Consider the following 22,933-nt stretch of genomic DNA (forward strand, 5'->3'; position numbering starts at 1 on the left):
AGCTCACCCGCACCGGTGGCGGTCGCGACCAGCGCGCGCAGAATTTCGGTCTCGGCCGGAATGACGGATTTCCCCCAAATTGCACATTACCCCCATATGGGGGGTTAACTCAGCTAATCGCCTTGCTACATCCGGGTCAACGTGGTTTTCACAGAGTAATTCGCATGAACCAGAAATCCCTGACCCATCTTCAGCGCCTTGAAGCTGAAAGCATCCACATCATGCGCGAAGTCGTCGCCGAGGCCGAAAACCCGGTGATGCTGTACAGCGTCGGCAAGGACAGCGCCGTGATGCTGCATCTGGCGAAAAAGGCCTTCTACCCGGCCCCGCCGCCCTTCCCGCTGCTGCATGTCGACACGACCTGGAAGTTCCGCGACATGTACGCGCTGCGCGACAAGGCCGCCAAGGATGCGGGCATGGAGTTGCTGGTCTATCAAAACCCCGAGGCCGTCGCCCGCGGCATCAACCCCTTCGATCACGGCTCGCTGCATACCGACATGTGGAAGACCGAGGGCCTGAAACAGGCGCTGGACAAATACGGCTTTGACGTGGCCTTCGGCGGCGCCCGCCGCGACGAGGAAAAATCCCGCGCCAAGGAACGGGTCTTCTCGTTCCGCTCGGCCAATCACCGCTGGGACCCGAAAAGCCAGCGCCCCGAGCTGTGGCGGCTGTACAATGCCCGCAAGGCCAAGGGCGAAAGCGTCCGGGTCTTTCCGATCTCGAACTGGACCGAGCTGGACATCTGGCAATACATCCACCTCGAAGGCATTGAGATCGTGCCGCTGTATTTCTCGGCCCCGCGTCCGACGGTTCAGCGCGACGGGTTGATCCTGATGGTCGATGATGAGCGCTTCCCGCTGGCCGAAGGCGAGACGCCCGTGACGCGCTCGGTTCGCTTCCGCACCTTGGGCTGCTACCCACTGACCGGCGCTGTCGAGTCCGAGGCCCGCACCCTGCCCGAGGTCATTCAGGAAATGCTGCTGACCACGACCTCGGAACGTCAGGGCCGCGCGATCGACCATGACCAGGCCGCCTCGATGGAGAAGAAGAAGCAGGAAGGCTATTTCTAAGCCCTTTTGCCGCCTCTCCCAGCCCATTCCACCGAAACAGGTGACCCCATGACGACCCAAGATCCGATCTACAAGACCGACGCCCTGATCGCCGAAAACATCGACGCCTATCTTGAGGCGCATCAGCACAAGACCATGCTGCGCTTCATTACCTGCGGCTCGGTCGATGATGGCAAATCCACCCTGATCGGGCGGCTGCTTTACGACAGCAAGATGATCTTCGAAGATCAGCTTGCCGCACTGGAGGCCGACAGCAAGCGCGTCGGCACCCAAGGGCAGGAAATCGACTTCGCCCTGCTGGTCGACGGCCTTGCCGCCGAGCGCGAACAGGGCATCACCATCGATGTCGCCTATCGTTTCTTCGCCACCGAAAAGCGCAAGTTCATCGTCGCCGACACCCCCGGCCACGAACAATATACCCGCAACATGGTCACCGGCGCCTCGACCGCCGATGTGGCGGTGATCCTGATCGACGCGCGCAAGGGCGTACTGACCCAGACCCGCCGCCACAGCTATCTGGTGAACCTGCTGGGCATCCGCCATGTCGTGCTGGCGGTGAACAAGATGGATCTGGTCGGCTATGATCAGGCGATCTTCGACAAGATCGTCGAGGAATATGGCGAATTCGCCCGCAGCATCGGCATCGATGCTTTCACCGCGATCCCGATCTCGGGCTTCAAGGGCGACAATATCACCGGCCCCAGCGAAAACACCCCGTGGTATCAGGGCACGGCGCTGCTGCCGCATCTGGAAACGGTGGAACTGGACACGACTGCGGATCAGGCCAAGCCTTTCCGCATGCCGGTGCAATGGGTGAACCGTCCGAACCTGGACTTCCGCGGCTTTGCCGGTCTGGTCGCCAGCGGCACCGTTCGTCCCGGCGATGCGATCCGCGTGCTGCCCTCGGGCAAGACCTCGACCATCGCCCGTGTTGTCAGCCTTGAGGGCGACCGCGATCTGGCCGTGGCCGGTGAATCGGTCACCCTGACCTTTGCCGATGAGATCGACTGCTCGCGCGGTCAGGTCATCGTCGCGGCGCAATCGCCGCTGGAAGTGGCCGACCAGTTCGAATCCACCCTTGTCTGGATGGATGAGCACGAGTTGGTCCCCGGCCGCGCCTATTGGCTGAAGATCGGCACGCAGACCGTCTCGGCCACGGTCCACGCCCCGAAATACGAGGTGAACGTCAACACGCAGGAGCATCTGGCGACCAAGACGCTGGATCTGAACGCGATCGGCGTCGCCAACATCACCACCGACCGCGAAATCCCCTTCGCGCCCTATGACGACAACCGCGATCTGGGCGGCTTCATTCTGATCGACAAGATCACGAACCATACCGTTGCCGCCGGGATGATCCATTTCGCCCTGCGCCGCGCCCAGAACATCCACTGGCAGGCGACCGATATCGGGCGCGAGCATCACGCGGGCATGAAGCACCAGAAGCCCGCCGTGCTGTGGCTGACCGGTCTGTCCGGCTCGGGCAAATCGACCATCGCCAATATCGTCGAGAAGAAGCTGGCGCGGATGAACCGCCACACCTTCCTGCTGGACGGCGACAACGTGCGTCACGGGCTGAACAAGGATCTGGGCTTTACCGAGGCCGACCGGATCGAAAACATCCGCCGCGTCGGCGAGGTCGCCAAGCTGATGACCGATGCGGGGCTGATCGTAATCACCGCCTTCATCTCTCCGTTCCGGTCCGAACGCGACATGGTGCGCGGCATGATGCAGCCGGGCGAATTCGTCGAAGTCTTTGTCGACACGCCGCTTTCGGTGGCCGAAGGGCGCGACGTGAAGGGGCTTTATGCCAAGGCGCGCGCTGGCCAGCTGAAGAACTTCACCGGGATCGATTCGCCCTATGAAGCGCCGGAAGCGCCGGAAATCCGCATCGATACGACCGAGATCACCCCGGAACAGGCTGCCGACCTGATCATCGCGCGCCTGATCCCCTAAACCGCTTGCCACCGGGGCCTGCCATGTGCGGGCCCCGGTTTGGTTTCAATCCTGTTACTGCGGCGCGTCCGGCATCAGCGCGTCGGGCTGCAGGATGCGCAGGAACTTGCGGCTGGATTCGATGATCCCCTTGCGGTTCAGCGTGGCGAAGTTGCGGCTGACCGCCTCGCGATTGGCGCCAACGATATTGGCGATCTCGGCGTGGGTCGGCAAATTGGTCAGCGTCCGCCCCGGCTCCAGCCCGCCCTGCTCGATCGCGAGCCGCAGCAAATAGGCGCGCAGCCGGTCCTCCACCCCCAGCGAAGTCAGGTCATGCACCCGCTCGGTCAGGTCGTGAACACGGCGGACAAGCCCGCGCATGATCGCGCGCCGAACCTGCGGATGGGTGTCGATCAGGTCCAGCAGCAACCCACCCGGCATTTCCAGCAAGGTGCAGTTGGTGCGGGCATAAAGCGACAGTGACCGCGGGCTGCCCGAAATCACCGACAATTCACCAAAAGCGCTGCCGGGGCCGATATCGCTATAGACGATTTCACGCCCGGTCTCGGTCCATTGTACCGCCAGAACCTGACCCGCCAGCACGAACAGCACCGTGTCGCCCGGATCGCCGCGCTCGATGATGCGCTGGCCTTGCTCGTACAACCGCCGCGTCGCAAGCGATTCGATACGTTCCACTTCTGAGGGCGAAAGTCCGGTGAACCATACCAGGTCCTTGAGGCCGATCATGCTTCGTTTTCCTGCACGTCCTTAGATATCAAAACATTTCTGGGCCAGACGGACGGAAATGTTAATAGCTTTGTGCGCTCGGACACAGACCAGACCTGCCCCAATAGGCAAGTATGTGGCTGTGAATTCCTCGTGACCTCCATAACCGGAAAAGCCCGAAAAATGACGAGTTCATTGGTTTGTGTCCCTGCTGCGACGACCTCTCTCTCTCCTGTCGGAGAGGCCCTGCACCGGGTCGGCATCACCTCACTGCACCTGCAAGCGCGTGCGAAAATGCATGCGCCGCAGGAAGGCCCCGCTGTTCAGCAGCAAGGCGCGATTGCGCGGGCAGGCAATGACCTGCACAGCAATCTGGTCGCCATGTCGCGCTACTGCATGCAGCAGCTTGTGCCCCGCATTCACAGCCTGATGATTCAGGCGGAAACGGTCGCCGAGGCAATCGACGCTCTGGCGGCCGATCCGGAACCCGATCTGTCGGCCGAACTGGGCGCGATCGCGGCCGAGCTTGACCGCTGCGGCATCATCCTGCGCGGCCATGCCCGTTCTTCGCTGCGCGTCACCGGCATGATCCGGATGAGCGAGCAGCGTCTGTGGGGCGTGCTGGCAGCCGAGCTGCACCGCATCGAGGGGACCGAAGGCCCGATGATGCGTGGTTGCGCCCGCATCGAGTCACTGGCATTCGAGTTGGCCGTGGCGCTGGATGCGCTGATGGAGGGGACGAGTGATCTGCCCCTGCAGACCCGCAATCGTCTTTGCGACATCCTGATCCGCGTCACCTCGGAAGATGGCAGCAAAAAGATTTCGGATGCCGAGCGGGTCGATCTGATCAACTTCCTCTGCAATGGCATGGACGAAATTCGCGGCATCATCGAGAATCTCACGGATGAGCGCCGTTCGCTTGGGGCGATGTCGCCCGAACTCGACAAGGCCATGTTGATTGCCACCGAAGCCAGCGCGCAATCGGTGATGACCAGCCGGCTTGAGGATGTCTTCCGTGAGCTGGACGGCCAGTTCAGCGTGATGGCAAGCGAATACCGCAAACTGGCCCGCAAGTCGGCGCGCCCGACCGGCAGACAGCAAGCGTTGAACCGGATTGCCAGCGATGCACGGGATTGGCGGGCGGCCATGCAGGCCCTTCGCGAACCGCTGTCGCTGAGCCAAGGCGGCCCCGATCCCTCGGTCCAACTTCGGACGCCGCCGCGCAAGCGGCCGGGCCTTTCCTCCTCCCTCCGGGCCTGACCCAAGGGGGCCGCCCTAACCGGGCGGCCCCTTCCGATTCAGACCTCGTCTTCCTTCTTGTCGCCCCGTGCCTGTGCGCTCATTCCCCGCGCACTCATGCCGGGGGCGCTCATCCCCGACAGGCTGACGGCCTGCACGCTCATGCCTTGGGCACTCATCCCCGGCACGCTCATGCCACCGACACTCATGCCCTGCGCGCTCATCCCCGGCACACTCATGCCGCCGACGCTCATCCCTTGTGCACTCATGCCGGGCACACTCATGCCGTGGAAGCTCATGCCGACCACCGGACCCGAGGGACAAACCAGAAGCTGGTCGAACTGGCCCGACAGCATGTCCAGACGGATGGTGAAATCTGCCTTGTCATAGGTCCACAGCACCAGGTCTTTCGGCAGACTCAGTACGGACGTTCCAGTTGCCGCGCCCGGATCATCCGTGTGCAGATGCAATTTGCCCAGTGCCTCGGCAGCAGGCTGGCCCGGCCCATGCACCAGATAAAGCGCGGTTCCGGGCAGGATGTAATAATGCCCTTCATAGCCGAAACCGTAGATCCGCGCGAAACTCGCATCCGGGGCGTGCAACTGCTGATCCAGATAGCCGGCAACCGCCCCTTCCGGTTCCGGGGATTTGATCTGAATATCCCCGATCACACGACCGAAAAGCTGGACAACGGAGGGATTGAGCAAGGACTCGGACATTCTTGAACCTCCAGAAAATAGGAAAAACCGTCAAACAGCGCGGCGGGCCATGTCCTGACCCACCGGGCGCATTCCGTGCCAGAGGCTAGCTTACCGGAATCAGGCTGTCGACAACTCGTTGTGTGGACAGCGAAATACCAGTCAAATTGCCCTAATCCGTGCGCGCCGCCAGTGCGAATTCGCCCGCAAGAAGGTCCAGCAGCCGCGCCTGTCCGGAAAAACCCAACTCGCGGGCATAGGCGTCAATATCCTCGGGAACCGGTCGGCCCAGCCGGGATTCGAAATACCATGCGACCAGCAGCGGCAATGGCGGCGTGCCGGACTTGGTCAGTCCCGCCCTTACCCGTGCCCGGTCGCGCAGGACGGGATAACGACCATCCAAACGCAGCACGTCAAGGATTGCGCCCTGCAGGGCCTCGTCCTGATGTCGTGCCAGTTTCCCCGAGGCTGCATGTCCGGTTGCCAGCCGTCGGACCTCGTGCCCCTCCAGACCATTCTCGGTGGCCCAGTTTTCGACCTGTTGCTGCCGAAACAGCCCCCGGCCTCGCCTGAAGGACGCTACCGAGGCGGTAATCTCGTCGGGTTGCGGTTCCAGCCCCATGACCTGCGCGCTCTGGCTGGCCAACGACTGCAGCAACGCGGCGCGGCGGGTCTGCAGATAGGCGTCTCCGTCAAGCCGCAATTCGTCGAGGATCAGGGCGTCGTCCGGGTCGGCAGTTCCCCCGTGCTGCGCGTGCCAAGGCGCGTTCAGCCACGCCTCGGTCCGCTCAAAGGCGAAATTCGCGATGGCTCGTGGCGCGCCCTGTTGCAGGTGATCGGTCATTGCCTGCAACAGCGCCCGTGCATCTTCGCGCTTCTGATCAACCTTGCCCTGTCGCAGCCAAGTCCTGAACGCGTCATTCTGTGGTGGCGGCAGATCCGCCTTGGCCAGAATGCCGGGCCAGTTGCGCTGCTGATAGAATTGCGACTTGGCGATCCGCGCCAGATTTTCGGCGCTGTCAGCATCCAGCACGCCATCTGTCACGGCACGCGTTAGTGTGGCGCGGACATTCACCATCGGTTCACTCAGCGCCAGATAGCCTGCCTCGGCGGGTCCGTGCTGCAAGGCGACCTCGTCGTCATCGGTCAGACGTCCGTCCCGGAAATCCTCAAAGATGCGACCGATCCCGGTCATTCCGAAAGGATGCAATTCGGCCGCCCGCAGTGCCCCCATGCTGGCCGCGCCAAAGACCGCGATGCCCTCCGACAGCGCCCAAAGCACCTCCTTGTGCCAGACCGCCGGAACGCCGTCGAAATAGCCATCAATAATACCAATAGCCTTGGGAGCGCTGCGGGCGGCGGCGTAAAGTTCACCCTGTCGGACGGGGGGAAGAAAGCGGAACTCGGGAAACGCAGCCCGGTCGGCTTCACTGATCGAGGGCCCGGCAAAGACGATCACGCTCATCCCGCCACCCCTGCGATTTGGCGGGCGCGCGGGCCGGGCAGATAGGCCGGGTGATCATGCGGCCCCTCAAGCCCCGGAATCACCACCCGCACAACCCCCAGCCCCAAAGCGGGCTTGGCCAGATCGACAGCAATCGCCTCGGTAATGCCGATGGCCTGCAACCGCGCCAGCAGCCAGTTCAGATCCTGATCGAAGCTTGGCGTGGCCTTATCCGGCGCATCCGCAAAGCGGCGCAAGGGGCGGTGCATGGCACGCATCCGGGCAGCAATCCGGGCTTTATTGGCGCGTTCCCGGGCCGAATATTCCTCGGGCATCAGGTCGTCTCGGGCACCCGAGATATAGGTGGTGCGGACCTGAACCGCCTCGGTCAGGGCGCGCAACAACGCGATGGCACGGGTGGGATGACAGCCCGCGCCGATGCCATGATGCTGCATCGGATCGCGCCGATCCGAGATCAGACAGTAGAAGCACGCGATCCCGGCATCGGTGGTGGTTTCCCAGACATGCACGTCGAAATCCGCAGCCTCCAGCTGGGCCAGCACCTCGCGACAGGCAGGGTCATCAATGCTGTCCAAATCCAGCCCGGTTTCGCCCCGCGCCTCTTCGCCCTTCGCATGCCAAAGCGAGGTCGCGTCGCGTTCGACGATCTCGCAGATCGCATGACAGGTCGCCTCGATCAGACTGTTGCCCGAAGCCAGCCCGTTGCTGCTGCAATCGAAACAGCCGCTTCCGGGCGGCGGCGGCAGGGTGAAATTCGTCCGCACGCTTTCAAAGGGCAACCAGCGCCCCTGACCCGAGATCAGGTCCTGCCCCTCGACCCAAAGCATCACCAGATCGCGGTGAAACCGGTTCGAAATCCGTGGCAGCCGGGAAACATCGACAAAGGCATGGGAATGGGCCAGCTCGGCCATGCTGCCCAGCTTCAGCGGTAGTTCGATATGCTCGGCGTGGTACAGCTCGGCGGCCTCCATCAACCCCGAGGCGGTCGCCGCGTCCAGATCACAGCCCTTGCCCTGCGACACCGCCAGCGAGCGGGCATTGGGTCGGCAGACCATGACCACCGGCACGCCGATCCGATCAAGCCCGGTGACATTCGCGATCCGGGTAATGCCCATCTGCGCCATCAATGGCGTGACGCGGGCCACGGTTTCAGCCGGGCTGATCCCGCGATGGGTGCCACGCAGATGTCCCTTGGCCCCGCGACCCAAGCCGCTGCCCAACTCGTCCAAGCTCATCCGTCCCCCACCGTGCCAATTGGCACGATGTTAGGGGCGCGGCCCGCGCGTGGGAAGTCAGGATTGCCGGGACGGCGGCGTCCAGACCATGTCGATGATCGGCGTGGCGTCCGGGTCGATCATGACAAAGCCCAAACGCTTGTAAAGCTCGATCGCGCGATTGGTGCGAACCGCCGAAAGCGAAACGGTCTTGCCCTCATGCGCGGCGTGGCGCAGCAGGTCGCGGATGATCGCAGAACCGATGCCAAGCCCGCAGAATTCATCCAGAATCTGGATCTGGGCCAGGTTGTAATCGGCGTCCCGCTCGGTCACCTGCGTCCAGCCGATATCGCGGCCCTCCAGCACGATGATACGCGAGTCGGCGGCTTTGAAAGAACGCCGGATTGCGGCACGGCGCATCGGCTCGTCCCAGTTGTCCAGCTGCAGCATGAGCGGTCTCATGGCATTGATGTAAATCTCTTCGGCAAATGCAAATTCCTGGGGTAATGCGGGTCGCAGAACGAATGGGGGGCATTGCTTCATGCCGGCAGTATATGGGCAAATATGCTTCTGTCACCGTTGCTCACGATGCTTTTCGGGATTGCCCATTTTTTCTCACGAAATCATGATGAAACTGAACAACTGCAAGGCTGTGGCCTTGACAGAATCGCAACCCGCGGCGTTTAGCTACGGCTGCGCTACCGGGTGCAACCGGGCGGTGACGAGACCGGAGAACCGGCCCCGCCCCTACGAGAGGACGACGTCATTACCACAAGCCCGCATATTGAGTTGGCCGGTCCCCGGCTTCTCACGGTGCTTTATGCCGACGTCCACGGCTACACCCGCCTGCTGGAACTGGACGAGGCCGGGACTGTCGCCCGGCTGACCCGTTCGCTGACGCTGATCCGCAACCTTGTCAGCGATTACGGCGGAGAGGTGGTGAACACCGCCGGCGACGGGCTGGTCGCGGTTTTTGAAAGCGTCCAGAAGGCACTGCATTTCGGGCTTGAGATGCAGCGCGAGCTGTCGCGAGAGGCGATGTGGTCCGAAGGTCTGGCACCGATCCAGTTCCGGGTCGGGATCTCGGTCGGGGATATCTTTGCCGGGCGGGACGGGGTTTACGGCCATAGCGTGAACCTTGCCGCCCGCATCCAGACCTTTGCCGAGCCGGGTGGCATCTGCGTCACCGATGCGGTCTATCAGATCCTGCGCGGCAATTCCGAATTGCAGCTGCGGTCTCTGGGCACGAAGCGGCTGAAGAATGTCTCGGCCCCGGTCGAGATCTTTTCCGTCGATCAGCCGCAGCCCATGCCCCGCCCCGCCGAAATCGCCCTGCCCATGCATCAATTCGCTGCGGCCGACAGCCTGCCCGATGCCTCGCTGGCGGTCCTGCCGATGGAAAACATCTCGGGCGCGCCCGACGATCTGTATCTGTGTCAGGGCATCGTCGCCGATCTGATCACCAGCCTGTGCCGCTTCCGCAATCTGATGGTGATTGCCCGGCATTCGGCCTTTGTGGCCGCCGCCAATGCCGGTTCGCTGCGCGAGATCGCCCAGCGGCTGGGCGTGCGCTATCTGCTCTCGGCCAGCTTCCGGCGGGCTGACAACCGTATCCGCATTACCGTCGACCTGATCGAAGCCGCCAGCGAAAATACCATCTGGTCCGAGCGCTATGACGGGGTCATGGCCGACATCTTCGATTTTCAGGATGACGTCGCGGCCATGACCGCCTCGCGCGTGGCGATCCATATCGACGCGGTTGAACGCCGCCGCCTGACCGAGCAGGCCCATCCCGCGCTTTACGCCTATGGGCTGGTGCTGCGCGGGCAGGATATGGGCTTCCGTTTCATGCCGGATTCGAACCTGCATGCCCGCCGCCTGTTCGAGCAGGCCCGCGAACTGGACCCCGGTTACGGGCGCAGCTACGCCGCCATGTCGCGCACCTTCAACGTCGAATGGCGCTACAACTGGACCAAGGACCCGGAAGGCGCGCTCAATCAGGCGCTGACACTGGCCAAGCGTGCGGTCGAATGCGACCGGCTGGATTCGCGCGGTTTCTCGGAAATGGGGCTCGCCCATCTTTACAAGAAACAGCATGATGAGGCGCTGGCCGCCTATGAACATGCGCTGTCGCTCAATCCCAATGACGCGGATCTTCTGGCCTATATGGGCGATTGTCTGGCCTATGTCCGGCAGGGGGAACGCGCGGTCAATCTGCTGGAACGCGCCATCCGGCTGAATCCCTATCATCCGGACAGCTATCTTTGGTTCCTTGGTGACGCCTATTTCCACAAGGGCGATTACCAGCGCACGGTCGAGACGCTGATGAAGATGCGCGATCAAAGCGAGGCCCATCGCCTGCTGGCCGCCAGCCATGCCATGCTGGGCCAGATGGATCAGGCCCGCAGCCATGCGCAGGAAGTGATGCGCGTCCATCCCAATTTCACCATCGAGCATTGGCGCAAGGTCCCGCCCCTGAAGCATACCGAGGATCTGGATCTGTATGTCGAGGGGCTGCGCATGGCGGGTCTGCACTGATCCGCTTGCCTTTCGCGCCCGGCTCGACCAATCACGTCAGCACGTTAAAGGAGGAGTTCGATGGTCATCATCGATGAACGCGACGTCATGCGCGAGGAGCCGACCCCGCATGGCAAGATCGGAACCTGCACGGCCTATCGCATTGCCGATCAGGTTCCGAACCGCAGCATGGAGTTCCGCAAGCGCATCCTGCATCCCGGAGCCGAGATCGGCGCCCATCCGATCGAGCATGATGAGGTCTATTACGTCCTCAGCGGCGAGGGCGAGGTCTTTGCCGATGGCCAGACCCGCCGCCTTGGCCCCGGTCAGGCCGCCTATCTTTACACTGGCGAGACCGTCGGCATCCGTCAGATCGGAGCCGAGGGACTGGTGCTGATCATCTCGTACCCGCTGGCGCAGGGGGCGTAAGCCCCGACCCGGCCAGCGAGGGTCCCGCGTCAAATTCGGCCAGCATCTGGGTCAACCGGTGCTGGCTCGCCGAGATCAGCGAGCGGTAGCGACGGTTGTCAAAGCTCCATGCGGCGGATGCCAGATGGTCGCTGTGATCGACAAGGAAGGGCAGCGTCGTCACCACCCGCATGTTCGGCATCGCTTCCAGATGGCGGTCGATGGTAATGCCCTGCGCGCCATGTTCAGCCACCCGCCAGCCCGCCAGATGCGCCAAGGCCCGGCGGTTATAAATGTTGAAGACCATGCCGGTCGTCCGATCCAGATGCACGAAGGTCTCGCCCTTGTAGTGCTCGACGCGGGTGACGCGGTATTCCGGCCCGACATGACTGGACAGGCCGGAAAACACATCCCATTCGACCCGGCCCAGATATTCCCTGACCGTATCGAGGCGTTGACGGAAACCCGGTGCAACGCTGACATCATCCTCGCAGACAATGGCTTGCTGGACGCCACGGGCAAGGCAGGCCTCGGCCAGCGCGCGATAGCCAAGCGCCGCACCGATCCAGCCCTGCTCCAGTCTGATGCCGTCAAGGATGCGGAAGTCGGACAGGCCCTGTGCCAGAAAGGACTGCCGGCGGCTGAGCGTCTCGGGCAGGCTCAGGCAGAATTTCTGCACCTCATCCGACCGCGTGTCGGACAGCAACTGCCGCCAATCCGCCGTGTCCCAATCGATCGCGCCGCTTGACAGCAGGAAGCGATAGATCCCCTGCCGGAAGCCTTCATCATCGGCCCGTGCCAGAAACAGCCGCCCGCCCGCCACCTGCATTTCGGAAATGGTGCGGAAGCGGGCCTCGGAGGTCTCGATGATCGCATGGCATTGCTCGGCCACGACTTTCAACTGCCCGGCGTGATAGCTGGTCCGGTCGGTCAGGATCAGGACATCGTTGGGTGCGTAGCGATGGCCGGAATAAATGTCGGGATCCAGATGAAAGCGCGTGTGCAGGCCCGATTGATCCGCAGGCACCACATCGCGCGAGGCCAGATCAAGCAGCTGCGCCAGAACATCCGCGCGCTGACCATCCGGGGACAGAATCTGGACCTCTTGCGTGATCGGCCCGACCAGCGCCCCTTCGCGACGCGCCTTTGGGAAGCGCAGCCGCGAATAGAAGCCCAGAATGCCCTCATGCTCATAGATCTGCGATATCCGTGAGATCGACATGCTGCTTGCCCCGCTATTTTGCCCGTCCTCCCGGGCCTTGCAGCAAGTCTATTCCTGGCCCCGTTAAAACACGATAGATATTATCGTGTTAAATTCACCCCAATTTGGCATTGATTTTCCACGGCGAACCGGGTGCAGAGATCGGCTATCTCAGCACCAGATCGCGATGCCATTTGAACAGCAGGCTCAACCCCAAGGCGAACAGGATCGCCGCGATCAGCAGGACATAGACCGGATCGACATAGTCGGCCCGATAGGTCGGATAGAAAGCCGAACGGTTCATGCCGACGATATGGATGATCGGATTGTACCACAGCACGTCGCGAAAGCCGGTCGGCACGCTGTCGAAGGGCATGAAGATGCAGGACAACAGAAACAGCGGCCGCGTCGCGATCGACCAGACATTCGCCCAGACCGGAAAGCGCCGCATCAGAAAGCAGTTCATGCAGCCCGTCCCCAGCCCCAGCGCGGCGGCCAGCGCAAAGGCCGTGACCACAGCGGGCAGGTCAAGGATGACATCGACCTGATCGTAAATCACGATCCCGAACAACACGATGGTGAAGACCAACGCATGCACCACGCAGGCCAGAACCAGACGGGCAAAGATCGCGTCGGTAAAGGTCACGCCGGGATAGAACAGCAGCTGTTTGGAAAAGGACAGCGACTGCGCGATCTTGCGGCTCACGTCCAGAAACATCAGGAAGGGCAGCAGGCCGGTCGCGTAGAACAGCGCGAAACTGGTCCCCATCGGCGGCACCCGCACCGCCAGCGAAAAGATCACCGTCAGCAGCGCAATCCCACCCACCGGCTCAAGCACCGTCCACAGGAACCCGCCCGGGGAGCGCCCGTAGGATGTCGCCATCTCGCGCAGGATCAGCGCACGCAGGGTGCGCAGCCCCGGCCAGCGACCAAGCGGGTGTCGGCGGAAGCGGATGGGTTCAGCCATCGTCATCCTCATCGACTGCGCCGCCCATATTGTCCTGATGGACGCGGATCGCTTCCTCGACATCGGTATAATAGGTCAGGTTCCCAGCGTGCAGGACGGCGGCCGAACTGCAAATCGACCGGATCATGCTCATCGAATGCGACACAAGGATCGCGCCGCTGTTCAGCAGTCGGTTGCGGAAATAGGCCTTGCTCTTTTCCCGGAAATAGCCGTCTCCGACCGAGGTCACCTCATCGACCAGATAGGTGTCGAAATGGATGCCCATCGAGACACCAAAGGCCAGCCGCGACCGCATACCGGACGAATAGTTGCGAAATGGCAGATGAAAGTGATGGCCAAGATCGGCGAAGCCCTCGACAAAGCGCAGCAATCCATCCGCATCCGCGTCATAGACCCGCGCAATGAAGCGCGTGTTCTGCGCGCCGGTCAGGTCAGGGTGAAAGCTGCCCGAAAAACCCACCGGCCAGGACACCGTGCCGGTGGTATGCACGCCGCCGCGATCTGGCCGGACCACGCCCGCGATCATTCGCAGCAGCGTCGATTTGCCCGCCCCGTTATGGCCCAGCAGGCCGATGGCCTCGTGGCTGGGGAAGGTGACGTTGATGTCGCGCGCAACCACCGTGGTGCGTCCGTTCACGGTGAAGCGTTTCGACAGGTTTTCCAGATGGATCATCAGAAGCGGTCGCGATTGCTCGACCCGATCAGCACAAAGCTGAGCCAGCCGATAAAGATGAAGATCACCGCCAGAGCCGAAATCATCATGCGGCGCGGGCGCGTCGCGGTCTGGGGCAGTGTCGGTTCGACGAAGGTGGCCAGATAGCGGGTGTCCTGCTCGGCCTTCGAACGCGCCGCCTCGACCCCGGCCAAGGCAAGGCTATAGGCCTTTTCCGCAAGCTCCAGGTCCAGTGCCAGCTTGGTGTATTCGTCGATGACCGTGCTGAAACTGACCCCATCGCGGTCCTGGCCGACATAGCGCTGCTGCTCTTCCTCGATCCGGCGGTTCAGCACGTCAACACGGGTCTGAGCCTGAATCAGCTTCACATCTGCCGTGCCATGCGCGCGCAGGGTTTCCAGCGCGACCATCGCCTCGGTCAATTCCTGCGACAGTCCGGCAATGACGGTCGAGTTGATGTTCACCGCCGCCTGCGGGTCCATCAGCCGGTTGCTGTCGCGAAACCGCGCCATCGCCACGCGAGCGTCATGCAGACGGGCCACGGTCTTGGCAAGGTCGCGTTCGGCATAGCGCACGGTATTGTCGCGTGCCGAATCCGAGACGTTATTGACCAGCCGCCCTGCGGCGTCATGGATCGCAAGGGTAATTGTCTGCGCATCGCGCGGGTCAAAGGCACGTGCCTCGATCCCGATCATGCCAGTGGCGGAGTCGACGCTGATCGTCACCATCTTGCGCCAATAGGCGATCAGATCCTCCTGCGTGGCATCACTTTTCAGCGCAAAGATCGGATCGCCGCTGGCGCGCAGGAACATTGCACGCAAGTCGATCTCGCGATCCACATCCGCCACGAAATTCGGGCTGCGCAGGTATTCGTACAGCATCTTGGCGTCGGTGGTGGCGTTCCCGGCCGAGGTCAGGCCGAAGCCCGCCAGCAGCCCCATCTGCGCGGTTTCATCATCGCGCACCACGAAGGACACCTCGGACACGTATTGGTCGCGGGCCACCCCGAACATGTAGCCGGTCACCACGACGGCGGGCAGCAGAAACCCCAGCAGGAAGCTGGCCACGACAACGGTGTGCCGTTTTGCCCAACCCGCGCGCCCGACGGTCGGCGGAATCCGCGGATTGGCCGATTTGACCTGACGCGGCAGTTCGAGAATCTTGTCGAGATCCTTCATCGCGCCACCGCGAAACGGCGACGGGGTTCGGCCAGCGCACGATCATGGGCCTCGATCGCGTCAATCAGCGCTGAGTGCACGGAATCCATCGCCGCCTGTCCGACCCGATCCTGCTCGATCAGATTCGACAGATCACGGCGGCGCAGGTCATGGCCAAGGCTGATCGGCATGCGTTCAGGCAGGTCCACACCGGCGGCATAGTCACGATACTTGATGCCGTCGCCATGGACGGAATCCTCGAAACCCTCGAATGTCACCAGACCCACCGGCAGGCCATAGGCCTGACAGGTGATATGGACATGCATCGCACTGGTCAGCACCGCGTCATAGCCATGCAGGTCCCGGATCAGCGACAGGATATCCCCGCGCCCCGAACGCAGGACCGAAAATTCGTCCACCCCCTCGGGCAGTCGCAGCGCCACATTGCGATGGGCAAAATGGCGCACCAGCGCGATGCGCCCAATGGTCGAGGCCGGGCGCAGCGTCGGGAACAGACGCGGCAGCAGGATCGCCGGATCGCCGAAGCGTTCTACCGATGGACCGCCCGCCTCGCGCAACGCCGCGGCGGTATAGGGACCGCGCAGCGACATGAAACGCGCGCCCGGATCGATCCCGGCGTCGCTACGGCTGATGCCGGTGCCGACCAGAATGGACGAGGCCTGCGCAAACCGCCCGATCGAGCCCAGCGACATCAGATGCGGTGGGGCCGCGATTTCGTCATGGCGCTGGAACATGACCGGTCGGCGCGACACCGACGAAATGATCAACGGCGACAGCCAGTCGCCATAATTCCCCGGATAGGGCTTGTCCCACCACAAAAGCCGCAGGGCATCCCCCTGCGCGCCCTCAACCGGGGCGGCATAGTCCAGAAATGCCTCGGCCACATTCACCACCGCCTTGTCCGCGCCGCGCATCAGGCGGCGGCTGGTGACATCGGCAATGCGCGTGCGCACGGCATCCGCATCGCCTTCGCGGGCGTCATGGATGATGCGATAGATGCTGTTTGCGGAAAGCTGGCGGGCGGCGGGCGGCGTAGGTGACAGGAAATCGGTCAGCCCAGCCCGGTCCGACAACCGCCGCAGCGGCACGGCAAGGCGCGGTGGCAGGGCGCTTTGCACACGGCGCGCGGCCCGCAAGGTCAGTGAGCGGACCTGCGGGGCGCCAGACGCGGTCTGTCCCGTTTTGTTGCGGCTGTGCTGCTGCGCGATCCCCTTATAGGTCGCGACATTCCCGCTGGAGCCGAAATAGAAGAACGGCCTCGCCTCGGCGACAGCCCCGTCGGCGCGCCCTACCAGCATGTTCGAGGGGATCACCTGGAAAGACAGCCGGTCGGCATTCTTGCGCCACGCTTCCTCAAAGAAATAGTCATCCGTGGCGCGGATGGTCATGGTGGCGCTGGCGGCGCTGGCATCGGCGATGAAGCCACGGGCGGCAGCGGTGGTGTTGATGCCCCAGAAGCAAGGCTCCCAGAAGCGCGAGTTATTGGCATAGCCAATGCGCAGCGGATGGCCGAAGCCACGCTGGAAACCGATAATATCTGCCGAGAAATTTCTTACGAAATCAGGAAGATAGTCGACGTCGCAATCTACGTCGATCCAGAAGACCTTGGAATCGGGGTTGGCCTCGCAGACGGATTGCAGGAAGGGAACCTTCTTGCGGCAAATCTCCAGCCACTCCTCATCCGGCTGCTTATCGACCTCGACGATATGATGGGCGATCCCCAGTGCATCCAAAGACTGGCGCAGCCTTGTGGCGGCGCTCGCATAGTAGTCATCGGGCGTGTGAAACGAGCAGACCACCACATCCGCGACGGATGGCAGGTCGGCGTCCGGCGCTGTCGCGCTGATCAGGTCTGGATTGAGCAATTCCCTCGTCCCTCGCTCGGGCCGGCTGTTCCGGCCATACGGGTTAAGTATCCCGCGCGAGCAAGGGCTTTAGCCATTCCAAATGTCCCTGCTTAAAGAGGAGGCCTTTGCTGGCAACGTGCCGGTCAGAGAAGATATTTCCTGCAAACGGGCGGGGATTGCCCCGCCCGTCAAGGGTCAGATTCAGCTGCGCCGCAACTGGTCCAGCAGCGCCGCACTGGGTTCGCCAGTGAGCGGCAGACCACGCGATTGCTGATAAGCGCGGATCGCGTTGGTGGTGTTCGAGCCGACATTGCCGTCGACCCCCTGCGTGTCGAAACCGCGCGCAGTCAGCAGACGCTGCATTTCCTTGCGCTGCTCAAGCCGCATGCCGGGATGGTTCGCGGGCCAGGGATTGGCCAGCCCCGGATAGCCCTTGAGCCGGTCGGCCAAAAGCGCGACGGCCAGCGCGTAGCTGTCGGCATTGTTGTAGCGCAGGATCGCATGGAAGTTGCGGGTGATCAGGAAGGCCGCGCCGGACGGCCCGCCGGGGATCAGCAATTCGGTCGAGGTTCCAGCCGGGGGCAACGGGCGCGACGTCGCCTGACGGATGCCCATCGACTGCCATTCCGCGACCGAGCGACGCTTGCCCTTGCCGGCAAGGCCCGTGTTGAAGCCTGCGGGCAGCGTCACCTCGACCGCTGCGGGCAACCCGCGCTGCCAGCCGGATTTCGCCAGATAGTTCGCGGTCGACGCCAGTGAATCGCTGGGATCGTTCGACCAGATGTCGCGACGCCCATCGCCGGTGATATCGGCGGCATAGGACAGATAGGTGGTCGGGATGAACTGGGTGTGCCCCATCGCGCCCGCCCAGCTTCCGGTCATGTGGCCCGGATCGATATCGCCCGCTTGCAGGATGCGCAGGGCCGCCATCAGCTGGCTCTGGAAGAAGCCGCCGCGATAGCCCTCATAGCTGAGGGTCGCCAGCGACTCGATCAGCGGCAGGTCGCCGCGCCGCTCGCCATAGGTCGACTCCATGCCCCAGACGGCGGTGACGACTTCCTTGTCGACGCCATAGGTCGCCTCGACACGGCTGAGGACGCCATTATACTGTGCCAAGGCCGCCCGGCCATTGGTCTGGCGCTTTTCGGAAACCGCGTTCTCCAGATATTCCCACAGCGATTTCTTGAATTCGGCCTGGTTCTGGCTGCGGCGCACCACCTCGGGGTTATAGGTCACATCGCGGAAAGCGTAGCTCAGCGTCGCATCGCTGATCCCTTGCGCGCGGGCGCGACCCTTGAAGCCCTCGATCCAGTTGTTGAGGCCCGCGACCTTGGCCGCTGGCGGGTTCTGGTTGCGGCCCCATTTGATTTCCTGGCTTTGCTGGGTGACACCGCGCCCGCCGGGGCCATAGCTGCCACCCCCGCAGGACGCCAGCACCAGTGCCAGCGCCACGAATCCGACCGTATTCTTCAGTGAAATGCCCATCGCTGCCCCCGATTGTTTTCAGGAATCCTAGCGCGGCACGATGCAGGTCGAAAGCCCTAATGCGTGTCGTCCAGCCCCAGCGCCTCGCGCGCACGGTCGGCGCCTTCCAGCACGACCTCGCGCATCGCGGCAGCCGCCGCCTCGGGATCGCGGGCGGCAATGGCGCTGGCGATGCGCAGATGCTGCGATGCACAGCGCGAAATCCCCTCGGGGCTAAGCGCGGGCGACGAGATCTGGAAGGACACGGCCAGAGCCGCCTCGATCAAGGTCGTGACCGACCGCATGAAAGGATTGCGCGACATGGTCGCCACGGCGAGGTGAAAGTTCAGATCCTCTTGCGCGACGGATTCCCGGCTGTGCTCGGGATTGTCGATGCGCGCGGCGATGCTGAACAGGTTGACGATTTCCTCGGCGGTGGCGTTCATCGCTGCCAGACGGGCGGCGGCGGGTTCGAAGGCCAACCGCATGTCGCGCAGATGGTCGACGAATTCCGGGTCCATGCCCGCCCGCATCTTCCATATGATCACATCGGAATCGACGAAATTCCAACCCTCGCTGGGATTGACCTTGGTCCCGACCCGAGATTTCGCGCGAACCAACCCCTTGGCGGCCAAGGTCTTCATCGCCTCGCGCAGCACGCTGCGCGACACGCCGAAACGCTCCAGCAGTTGCGGATCGCCGGGCAGAGTCGAGCCTTGCGGGAATTCGCCGGTGACGATGGCCGAACCCAATTCCTCCACCACACGGGCGTGACTGGAGCGCGGCTGACTGCCGAACATGCGCTGACGCAGAACACCCATGATCAACCCCCGCTGGATGCGCGGATCGCGGCGCGGCGCTCGGACACCAGCAGGATCAGGCGTTGCAGCACGATGAAGGCAAACAGCAACATCCCGATGACGATCTTGGTCCACCATGAGGACAGCGTGCCGTCAAAGACGATATAGGTCTGGATCAAACCTTGGATCAGCACCCCGAACAGTGTGCCCAGAACCAGCCCCGAGCCGCCGGTCAGCAGCGTGCCGCCCACGACCACGGCTGCGATGGCGTCCAGTTCCACCCCCACCGTCGCCAGCGAATAGCCCGCCGAGGTGTAAAGCGTATAGGCCAACCCCGCGAGCCCCGCCATGAAGCCCGAAAAGGCATAAAGCTGGATCATGGTCTTGCGCAGGGGCACGCCCATCAGCTCGGCCGATTGCTCGGACCCGCCAAGCGCATAGACATTCGCGCCAAAGCGGGTGCGATGCGCCAGGATTACGCCGACGAGAAAAGCCAGCAGCATCAGGATGGCCAGAAAACTGAGCTTTCCCTTATCCGGAAGCTGGATGTAGATGCCCTTGAGTTGTTTCAGGAAATCATGGCTGATCGGCACGGAATCGGTCGAGATCAGAAAGGCCGCGCCGCGCGCAAGAAACATCCCGGCCAGCGTGACAACGAATGCCGGCATCTTCAACGCATGGATGGTCAGCCCCATCAGCGCGCCGAAGCTGGTCGACACCGCCAGTGCCAAGGCAAAGGCCAGCGCCGGATGCACCCCAGCCCGCACCAGCACCGCGACAAAGACCGAGGTAAAGGCGATGACCGACCCCATCGACAGGTCGATTCCGCCCGACAGGATGACGAATGTCATGCCCACCGCCGCAATCCCCAGAAAGGCATTGTCGGTCAGCAGGTTCCCCAGCACCCGGAAGGACAGCATGTTCGGGAACTGCAGCGCGCAAAGCGCATAGGCCGCGACAAAGATCAGCACCGTAGCGACAAAAGGCAGATAGCGGGCACGGATCATGACTTGGCTCCTTTCCGGCGCAGCATGCCCCGCAGGACCGACAGTTCGTCAGCCACGGCAGGGGATTGCAGCGTCAGGATGGCCACGATGACGACGGCCTTGACGATCAGGTTGAATTCGGGTGGCCATCCCGACATCAGGATGCCGGTGTTCAGGGCCTGAATGATCAGCGCCCCGATCAGCGAGGCAGTGATCGAAAAGCGACCGCCCGCCAGCGAGGTGCCGCCGATGACCACGGCCAGAATGGCATCCAGCTCCAGCCACAGCCCAGCATTGTTGGCATCCGCACCATGGATATCGGCGGTGACGATCATCCCCGCCATGGCCGCGCAAAGCCCGGAAATCGCATAGGTCGCGAGGATCAGGAAGCGCGCGCGCACCCCCACCAGCATTGAGGCGCGGCGGTTGATCCCCACGGCCTCGATCAGCAGACCAAGCGCCGAGCGGCGAACCAGCAATCCGACCGCCAGCCCCATCGCCAGCCAGATCAGGATCGGCATCGGAATGCCAAGCACCGCACCCGAGCCGATGAAGGAGAATGCCGGATCGTTGAAGGTCAGGATCACGCCTCCGGTGATCAACTGCGCGATGCCACGTCCGGCCACCATCAGGATCAGCGTGGCGATGATCGGCTGGATATCCAGAAACGCCACCAGCACGCCGTTCCAGATGCCGCAGACCAATCCCAGCGCCAGGGACACCGCCAGCACCACCGGCACCGAATGGCCGTCAGCCACCAGCGTCGCCGCCACCGCCCCGGTGATGGCCATGACCGCGCCGACCGACAGATCGATCCCCTTGGTCGCGATCACCAAAGTCATGCCGATCGCCAGAAGCGCGACTGGTGCCACGCGCACGCCGACATCGATCAGGCTGCCGTAAAGCCGCCCATTCTGCACCGTGACCGAGAAAAACCCCGGTGAAATCAGTGCGATCAACACCAGCACCACGGCTAGCGCCAGAAGCTGCGGGCGAAGTTGTTTCAGCTTGGTCATGCGGCGTCTCCGGGCACGGCCATGGCCTCGACAATGGCTTCGGCGGTGATTTCGGCACCGCGCAGCTCGCGGACGTGATGTCGGTCGGAAAGGACGATAACGCGGGTGGAAAACGCCACGAGTTCCTCGATTTCCGAGGAAATCACCACCAAAGCCATGCCGTCCTCGCGCAGTTTCTCGATCAGGTTGATGATTTCGGCATGGGCGCCGATATCGATGCCCCGGGTCGGCTCATCAAGGATCAGCAGGCGGGGATCGGTGGCCAGCCAGCGCGCAAGGATCGCCTTTTGCTGGTTGCCGCCGGACAGGAACTTGATCGGGCGGTTCGGGTCCGGTGGGCGGATATCCAGCGCCTTGATATAGCGTTCTGCCAAGGCATCAGCCTCGCGCCGGGGGATGGGGCGTGACCAGCCGCGACTGGCCTGCAGGGCCAGAACGATGTTCTGGCGTACCGACAGATCGCCGACGATGCCGTCGGTCTTGCGTTCCTCGGGACACATGCCGAAGCCATACCCGATGGCGTCCTGCGGCGAATGCAGGGTGACCGGCTGACCATCCACCGTGGCCTGCCCGCTATCCGGGCGGTCGATGCCGAACATCAGCCGCGCGGTTTCCGTCCGGCCCGAGCCAAGCAGCCCGGCAATGCCAACGACCTCGCCGGGGCGGATATCCAGATCGAAAGGTGCGATCGAGCCGCGCTTGCCATAGCCTTCGAACAGGAAGGCGGCAGGCGTGTCGGGCTGGGTCGCGCCGGACCCGCGATGGGCGGTGGCCTCGGCCAGTTCGCGGCCCAGCATCATCGCGACCAGATCGCGGCGCGGCAGATCGGCAATCGCGCGGCTGCCGACCATGCGGCCATTGCGCAGAACCGTCACGCGGTCAGCGATCTGGTAAACCTGATCCAGAAAATGGGTGATAATGACGATGCCCAGACCCTGCGCGCGCAATTGGCGCAGCACGGTGAACAAAGCCTGCACCTCGCGCGCGTCAAGGCTGGCGGTGGGCTCGTCCAGAAACAGCACCTTGCCGGACAGGTCCACGGCGCGGGCAATGGCGATGATCTGACGCACCGCGACCGGGTAATGGGCCAAGGTTTCGTCGGGGTCGGCCCCGACGCCATACCGCGCCAGAAGCGTGGCCGCATCGGCGCGCATCCGGCGGCGATCGATCATTCCCATCCGGCGCGGCTGGCGGCCCAGATAGAGGTTCTCGGCCACGGTCAGATTGTCCAGCAGGTTGACCTCTTGGTAGACCGTGCCAATGCCCAAAGCCTGCGCCTCGGCGACCGAGCGCGGCTCGACGGCTGCGCCGTCCAGCCACATCGCCCCGGCATCGCGCCGATAGGCCCCGGTCAGGATCTTGACCAGCGTGGACTTGCCCGCCCCATTTTCGCCCAGCAGGGCATGAATCTCTCCGCCACGCAGGGAGAAGTCGACGCCGTCCAGCACTTTCACGCCAAAGAACGACTTGTCGATTCCCTGCGCCGAAAGCAGCGCATCATGTGTCATCGGTCTTTCCCCGAAAGGGAG

General features: G+C 63.1%; 20 protein-coding genes. 5 read left to right on the forward strand and 15 right to left on the reverse strand.

From position 1 onward, the window contains the following. The first annotated feature begins 164 nt into the window (after positions 1-164). On the forward strand, positions 165-1,070 hold the full coding sequence (gene cysD / locus IB235_RS10610; RefSeq protein WP_192336696.1) for a sulfate adenylyltransferase subunit CysD: 906 nt from the start codon (positions 165-167) through the stop codon (positions 1,068-1,070). 48 nt (positions 1,071-1,118) lie between these two features. Continuing rightward, positions 1,119-3,026 (forward strand): sulfate adenylyltransferase subunit CysN, encoded by a 1,908-nt coding sequence (gene cysN, locus IB235_RS10615; protein WP_192336697.1) that lies wholly within the window; start codon positions 1,119-1,121, stop codon positions 3,024-3,026. A gap of 54 nt (positions 3,027-3,080) precedes the next feature. Here the strand turns inward: cysN and IB235_RS10620 are convergent, their stop codons facing one another. After that, positions 3,081-3,752: a Crp/Fnr family transcriptional regulator gene (locus IB235_RS10620; RefSeq protein WP_192336698.1), complete on the reverse strand. Its 672-nt coding sequence runs from the start codon at positions 3,750-3,752 to the stop codon at positions 3,081-3,083. 162 nt (positions 3,753-3,914) lie between these two features. Here IB235_RS10620 and IB235_RS10625 point away from each other — a divergent pair, with 162 nt between their 5' ends. Next, the gene (locus tag IB235_RS10625) at positions 3,915-4,991 is read left to right on the forward strand and encodes a hypothetical protein (RefSeq protein ID WP_192336699.1); all 1,077 of its coding nucleotides are present in this window, start codon (positions 3,915-3,917) and stop codon (positions 4,989-4,991) included. Between the two features lie 38 nt (positions 4,992-5,029). Here IB235_RS10625 and IB235_RS25105 read toward each other — a convergent pair whose 3' ends face one another. From IB235_RS25105 to IB235_RS10645, 4 genes are all read right to left on the reverse strand, one after another. Next, on the reverse strand, positions 5,030-5,689 hold the full coding sequence (locus tag IB235_RS25105; protein ID WP_225612200.1) for a hypothetical protein: 660 nt from the start codon (positions 5,687-5,689) through the stop codon (positions 5,030-5,032). A gap of 151 nt (positions 5,690-5,840) precedes the next feature. After that, a complete protein-coding gene (locus tag IB235_RS10635) occupies positions 5,841-7,133 on the reverse strand; it encodes a TfuA-like protein (RefSeq protein ID WP_192336700.1) in 1,293 nt (430 codons plus the stop codon). After that, positions 7,130-8,368 (reverse strand): YcaO-like family protein, encoded by a 1,239-nt coding sequence (locus tag IB235_RS10640; RefSeq protein ID WP_192336701.1) that lies wholly within the window; start codon positions 8,366-8,368, stop codon positions 7,130-7,132. The genes IB235_RS10635 and IB235_RS10640 overlap by 4 nt, the downstream gene beginning before the upstream one ends. A gap of 57 nt (positions 8,369-8,425) precedes the next feature. Next, positions 8,426-8,797 (reverse strand): GNAT family N-acetyltransferase, encoded by a 372-nt coding sequence (locus IB235_RS10645; RefSeq protein WP_192336702.1) that lies wholly within the window; start codon positions 8,795-8,797, stop codon positions 8,426-8,428. Positions 8,798-9,160: 363 nt separating this feature from the next. Here IB235_RS10645 and IB235_RS10650 point away from each other — a divergent pair, with 363 nt between their 5' ends. Both IB235_RS10650 and IB235_RS10655 read left to right on the forward strand, forming a co-directional pair. Continuing rightward, positions 9,161-10,885, forward strand: a complete 1,725-nt coding sequence (locus IB235_RS10650; RefSeq protein WP_370576875.1) for a tetratricopeptide repeat protein — start codon at positions 9,161-9,163, stop codon at positions 10,883-10,885. A 60-nt stretch (positions 10,886-10,945) separates the two neighbouring features. After that, on the forward strand, positions 10,946-11,293 hold the full coding sequence (locus tag IB235_RS10655; RefSeq protein ID WP_192336703.1) for a cupin domain-containing protein: 348 nt from the start codon (positions 10,946-10,948) through the stop codon (positions 11,291-11,293). Here the strand turns inward: IB235_RS10655 and IB235_RS10660 are convergent. From IB235_RS10660 to IB235_RS10705, 10 genes are all read right to left on the reverse strand, one after another. After that, positions 11,262-12,494, reverse strand: a complete 1,233-nt coding sequence (locus IB235_RS10660; RefSeq protein WP_192336704.1) for a hypothetical protein — start codon at positions 12,492-12,494, stop codon at positions 11,262-11,264. The genes IB235_RS10655 and IB235_RS10660 overlap by 32 nt on opposite strands. A 145-nt stretch (positions 12,495-12,639) precedes the next feature. After that, entirely contained in the window at positions 12,640-13,440 is an 801-nt protein-coding gene (locus tag IB235_RS10665; protein WP_192336705.1) for an ABC transporter permease, read from the reverse strand. Next, positions 13,433-14,113: an ABC transporter ATP-binding protein gene (locus IB235_RS10670; RefSeq protein WP_155040445.1), complete on the reverse strand. Its 681-nt coding sequence runs from the start codon at positions 14,111-14,113 to the stop codon at positions 13,433-13,435. Before IB235_RS10670 ends, IB235_RS10665 begins: the two co-directional genes overlap by 8 nt. Next, the gene (locus tag IB235_RS10675) at positions 14,113-15,291 is read right to left on the reverse strand and encodes a hypothetical protein (protein WP_192336706.1); all 1,179 of its coding nucleotides are present in this window, start codon (positions 15,289-15,291) and stop codon (positions 14,113-14,115) included. Before IB235_RS10675 ends, IB235_RS10670 begins: the two co-directional genes overlap by 1 nt. Further along, positions 15,288-17,156 (reverse strand): hypothetical protein, encoded by a 1,869-nt coding sequence (locus IB235_RS10680; protein WP_192336707.1) that lies wholly within the window; start codon positions 17,154-17,156, stop codon positions 15,288-15,290. The genes IB235_RS10675 and IB235_RS10680 overlap by 4 nt, the downstream gene beginning before the upstream one ends. Before the next feature lie 183 nt (positions 17,157-17,339). Next, on the reverse strand, positions 17,340-18,623 hold the full coding sequence (locus IB235_RS10685) for a lytic murein transglycosylase (protein ID WP_192336708.1): 1,284 nt from the start codon (positions 18,621-18,623) through the stop codon (positions 17,340-17,342). Between the two features lie 56 nt (positions 18,624-18,679). Further along, the gene (locus tag IB235_RS10690; protein ID WP_192336709.1) at positions 18,680-19,423 is read right to left on the reverse strand and encodes a FadR/GntR family transcriptional regulator; all 744 of its coding nucleotides are present in this window, start codon (positions 19,421-19,423) and stop codon (positions 18,680-18,682) included. Between the two features lie 2 nt (positions 19,424-19,425). Beyond that, positions 19,426-20,409 carry a galactofuranose ABC transporter, permease protein YjfF gene (gene yjfF, locus IB235_RS10695; RefSeq protein WP_225612204.1) on the reverse strand — a complete coding sequence of 328 codons (984 nt, stop codon included), beginning with the start codon at positions 20,407-20,409 and terminating at the stop codon, positions 19,426-19,428. Next, on the reverse strand, positions 20,406-21,404 hold the full coding sequence (locus IB235_RS10700; RefSeq protein WP_192336710.1) for an ABC transporter permease: 999 nt from the start codon (positions 21,402-21,404) through the stop codon (positions 20,406-20,408). Before IB235_RS10700 ends, yjfF begins: the two co-directional genes overlap by 4 nt. Continuing rightward, positions 21,401-22,912 (reverse strand): sugar ABC transporter ATP-binding protein, encoded by a 1,512-nt coding sequence (locus IB235_RS10705; RefSeq protein ID WP_192336711.1) that lies wholly within the window; start codon positions 22,910-22,912, stop codon positions 21,401-21,403. The genes IB235_RS10700 and IB235_RS10705 overlap by 4 nt, the downstream gene beginning before the upstream one ends. Between the last annotated feature and the right edge of the window lie 21 nt (positions 22,913-22,933).

The sequence above is a fragment of the Paracoccus sp. PAR01 genome, assembly GCF_014851995.1.
Lineage (GTDB): Bacteria > Pseudomonadota > Alphaproteobacteria > Rhodobacterales > Rhodobacteraceae > Paracoccus > Paracoccus litorisediminis.

Excerpts from the sequence above, each read along its gene's own strand:
- cysD (WP_192336696.1), top strand. The coding sequence starts at position 165 with ATGAACCAGAAATCCCTGACCCATCTTCAGCGCCTTGAAGCTGAAAGC.
- cysN (WP_192336697.1), top strand. The coding sequence starts at position 1,119 with ATGACGACCCAAGATCCGATCTACAAGACCGACGCCCTGATCGCCGAA.
- IB235_RS10620 (WP_192336698.1), bottom strand. The coding sequence starts at position 3,752 with ATGATCGGCCTCAAGGACCTGGTATGGTTCACCGGACTTTCGCCCTCA.
- IB235_RS10625 (WP_192336699.1), top strand. The coding sequence starts at position 3,915 with ATGACGAGTTCATTGGTTTGTGTCCCTGCTGCGACGACCTCTCTCTCT.
- IB235_RS25105 (WP_225612200.1), bottom strand. The coding sequence starts at position 5,689 with ATGTCCGAGTCCTTGCTCAATCCCTCCGTTGTCCAGCTTTTCGGTCGT.
- IB235_RS10635 (WP_192336700.1), bottom strand. The coding sequence starts at position 7,133 with ATGAGCGTGATCGTCTTTGCCGGGCCCTCGATCAGTGAAGCCGACCGG.
- IB235_RS10640 (WP_192336701.1), bottom strand. The coding sequence starts at position 8,368 with ATGAGCTTGGACGAGTTGGGCAGCGGCTTGGGTCGCGGGGCCAAGGGA.
- IB235_RS10645 (WP_192336702.1), bottom strand. The coding sequence starts at position 8,797 with ATGCTGCAGCTGGACAACTGGGACGAGCCGATGCGCCGTGCCGCAATC.
- IB235_RS10655 (WP_192336703.1), top strand. The coding sequence starts at position 10,946 with ATGGTCATCATCGATGAACGCGACGTCATGCGCGAGGAGCCGACCCCG.
- IB235_RS10660 (WP_192336704.1), bottom strand. The coding sequence starts at position 12,494 with ATGTCGATCTCACGGATATCGCAGATCTATGAGCATGAGGGCATTCTG.
- IB235_RS10665 (WP_192336705.1), bottom strand. The coding sequence starts at position 13,440 with ATGGCTGAACCCATCCGCTTCCGCCGACACCCGCTTGGTCGCTGGCCG.
- IB235_RS10670 (WP_155040445.1), bottom strand. The coding sequence starts at position 14,113 with ATGATCCATCTGGAAAACCTGTCGAAACGCTTCACCGTGAACGGACGC.
- IB235_RS10675 (WP_192336706.1), bottom strand. The coding sequence starts at position 15,291 with ATGAAGGATCTCGACAAGATTCTCGAACTGCCGCGTCAGGTCAAATCG.
- IB235_RS10685 (WP_192336708.1), bottom strand. The coding sequence starts at position 18,623 with ATGGGCATTTCACTGAAGAATACGGTCGGATTCGTGGCGCTGGCACTG.
- IB235_RS10690 (WP_192336709.1), bottom strand. The coding sequence starts at position 19,423 with ATGGGTGTTCTGCGTCAGCGCATGTTCGGCAGTCAGCCGCGCTCCAGT.
- yjfF (WP_225612204.1), bottom strand. The coding sequence starts at position 20,409 with ATGATCCGTGCCCGCTATCTGCCTTTTGTCGCTACGGTGCTGATCTTT.
- IB235_RS10700 (WP_192336710.1), bottom strand. The coding sequence starts at position 21,404 with ATGACCAAGCTGAAACAACTTCGCCCGCAGCTTCTGGCGCTAGCCGTG.
- IB235_RS10705 (WP_192336711.1), bottom strand. The coding sequence starts at position 22,912 with ATGACACATGATGCGCTGCTTTCGGCGCAGGGAATCGACAAGTCGTTC.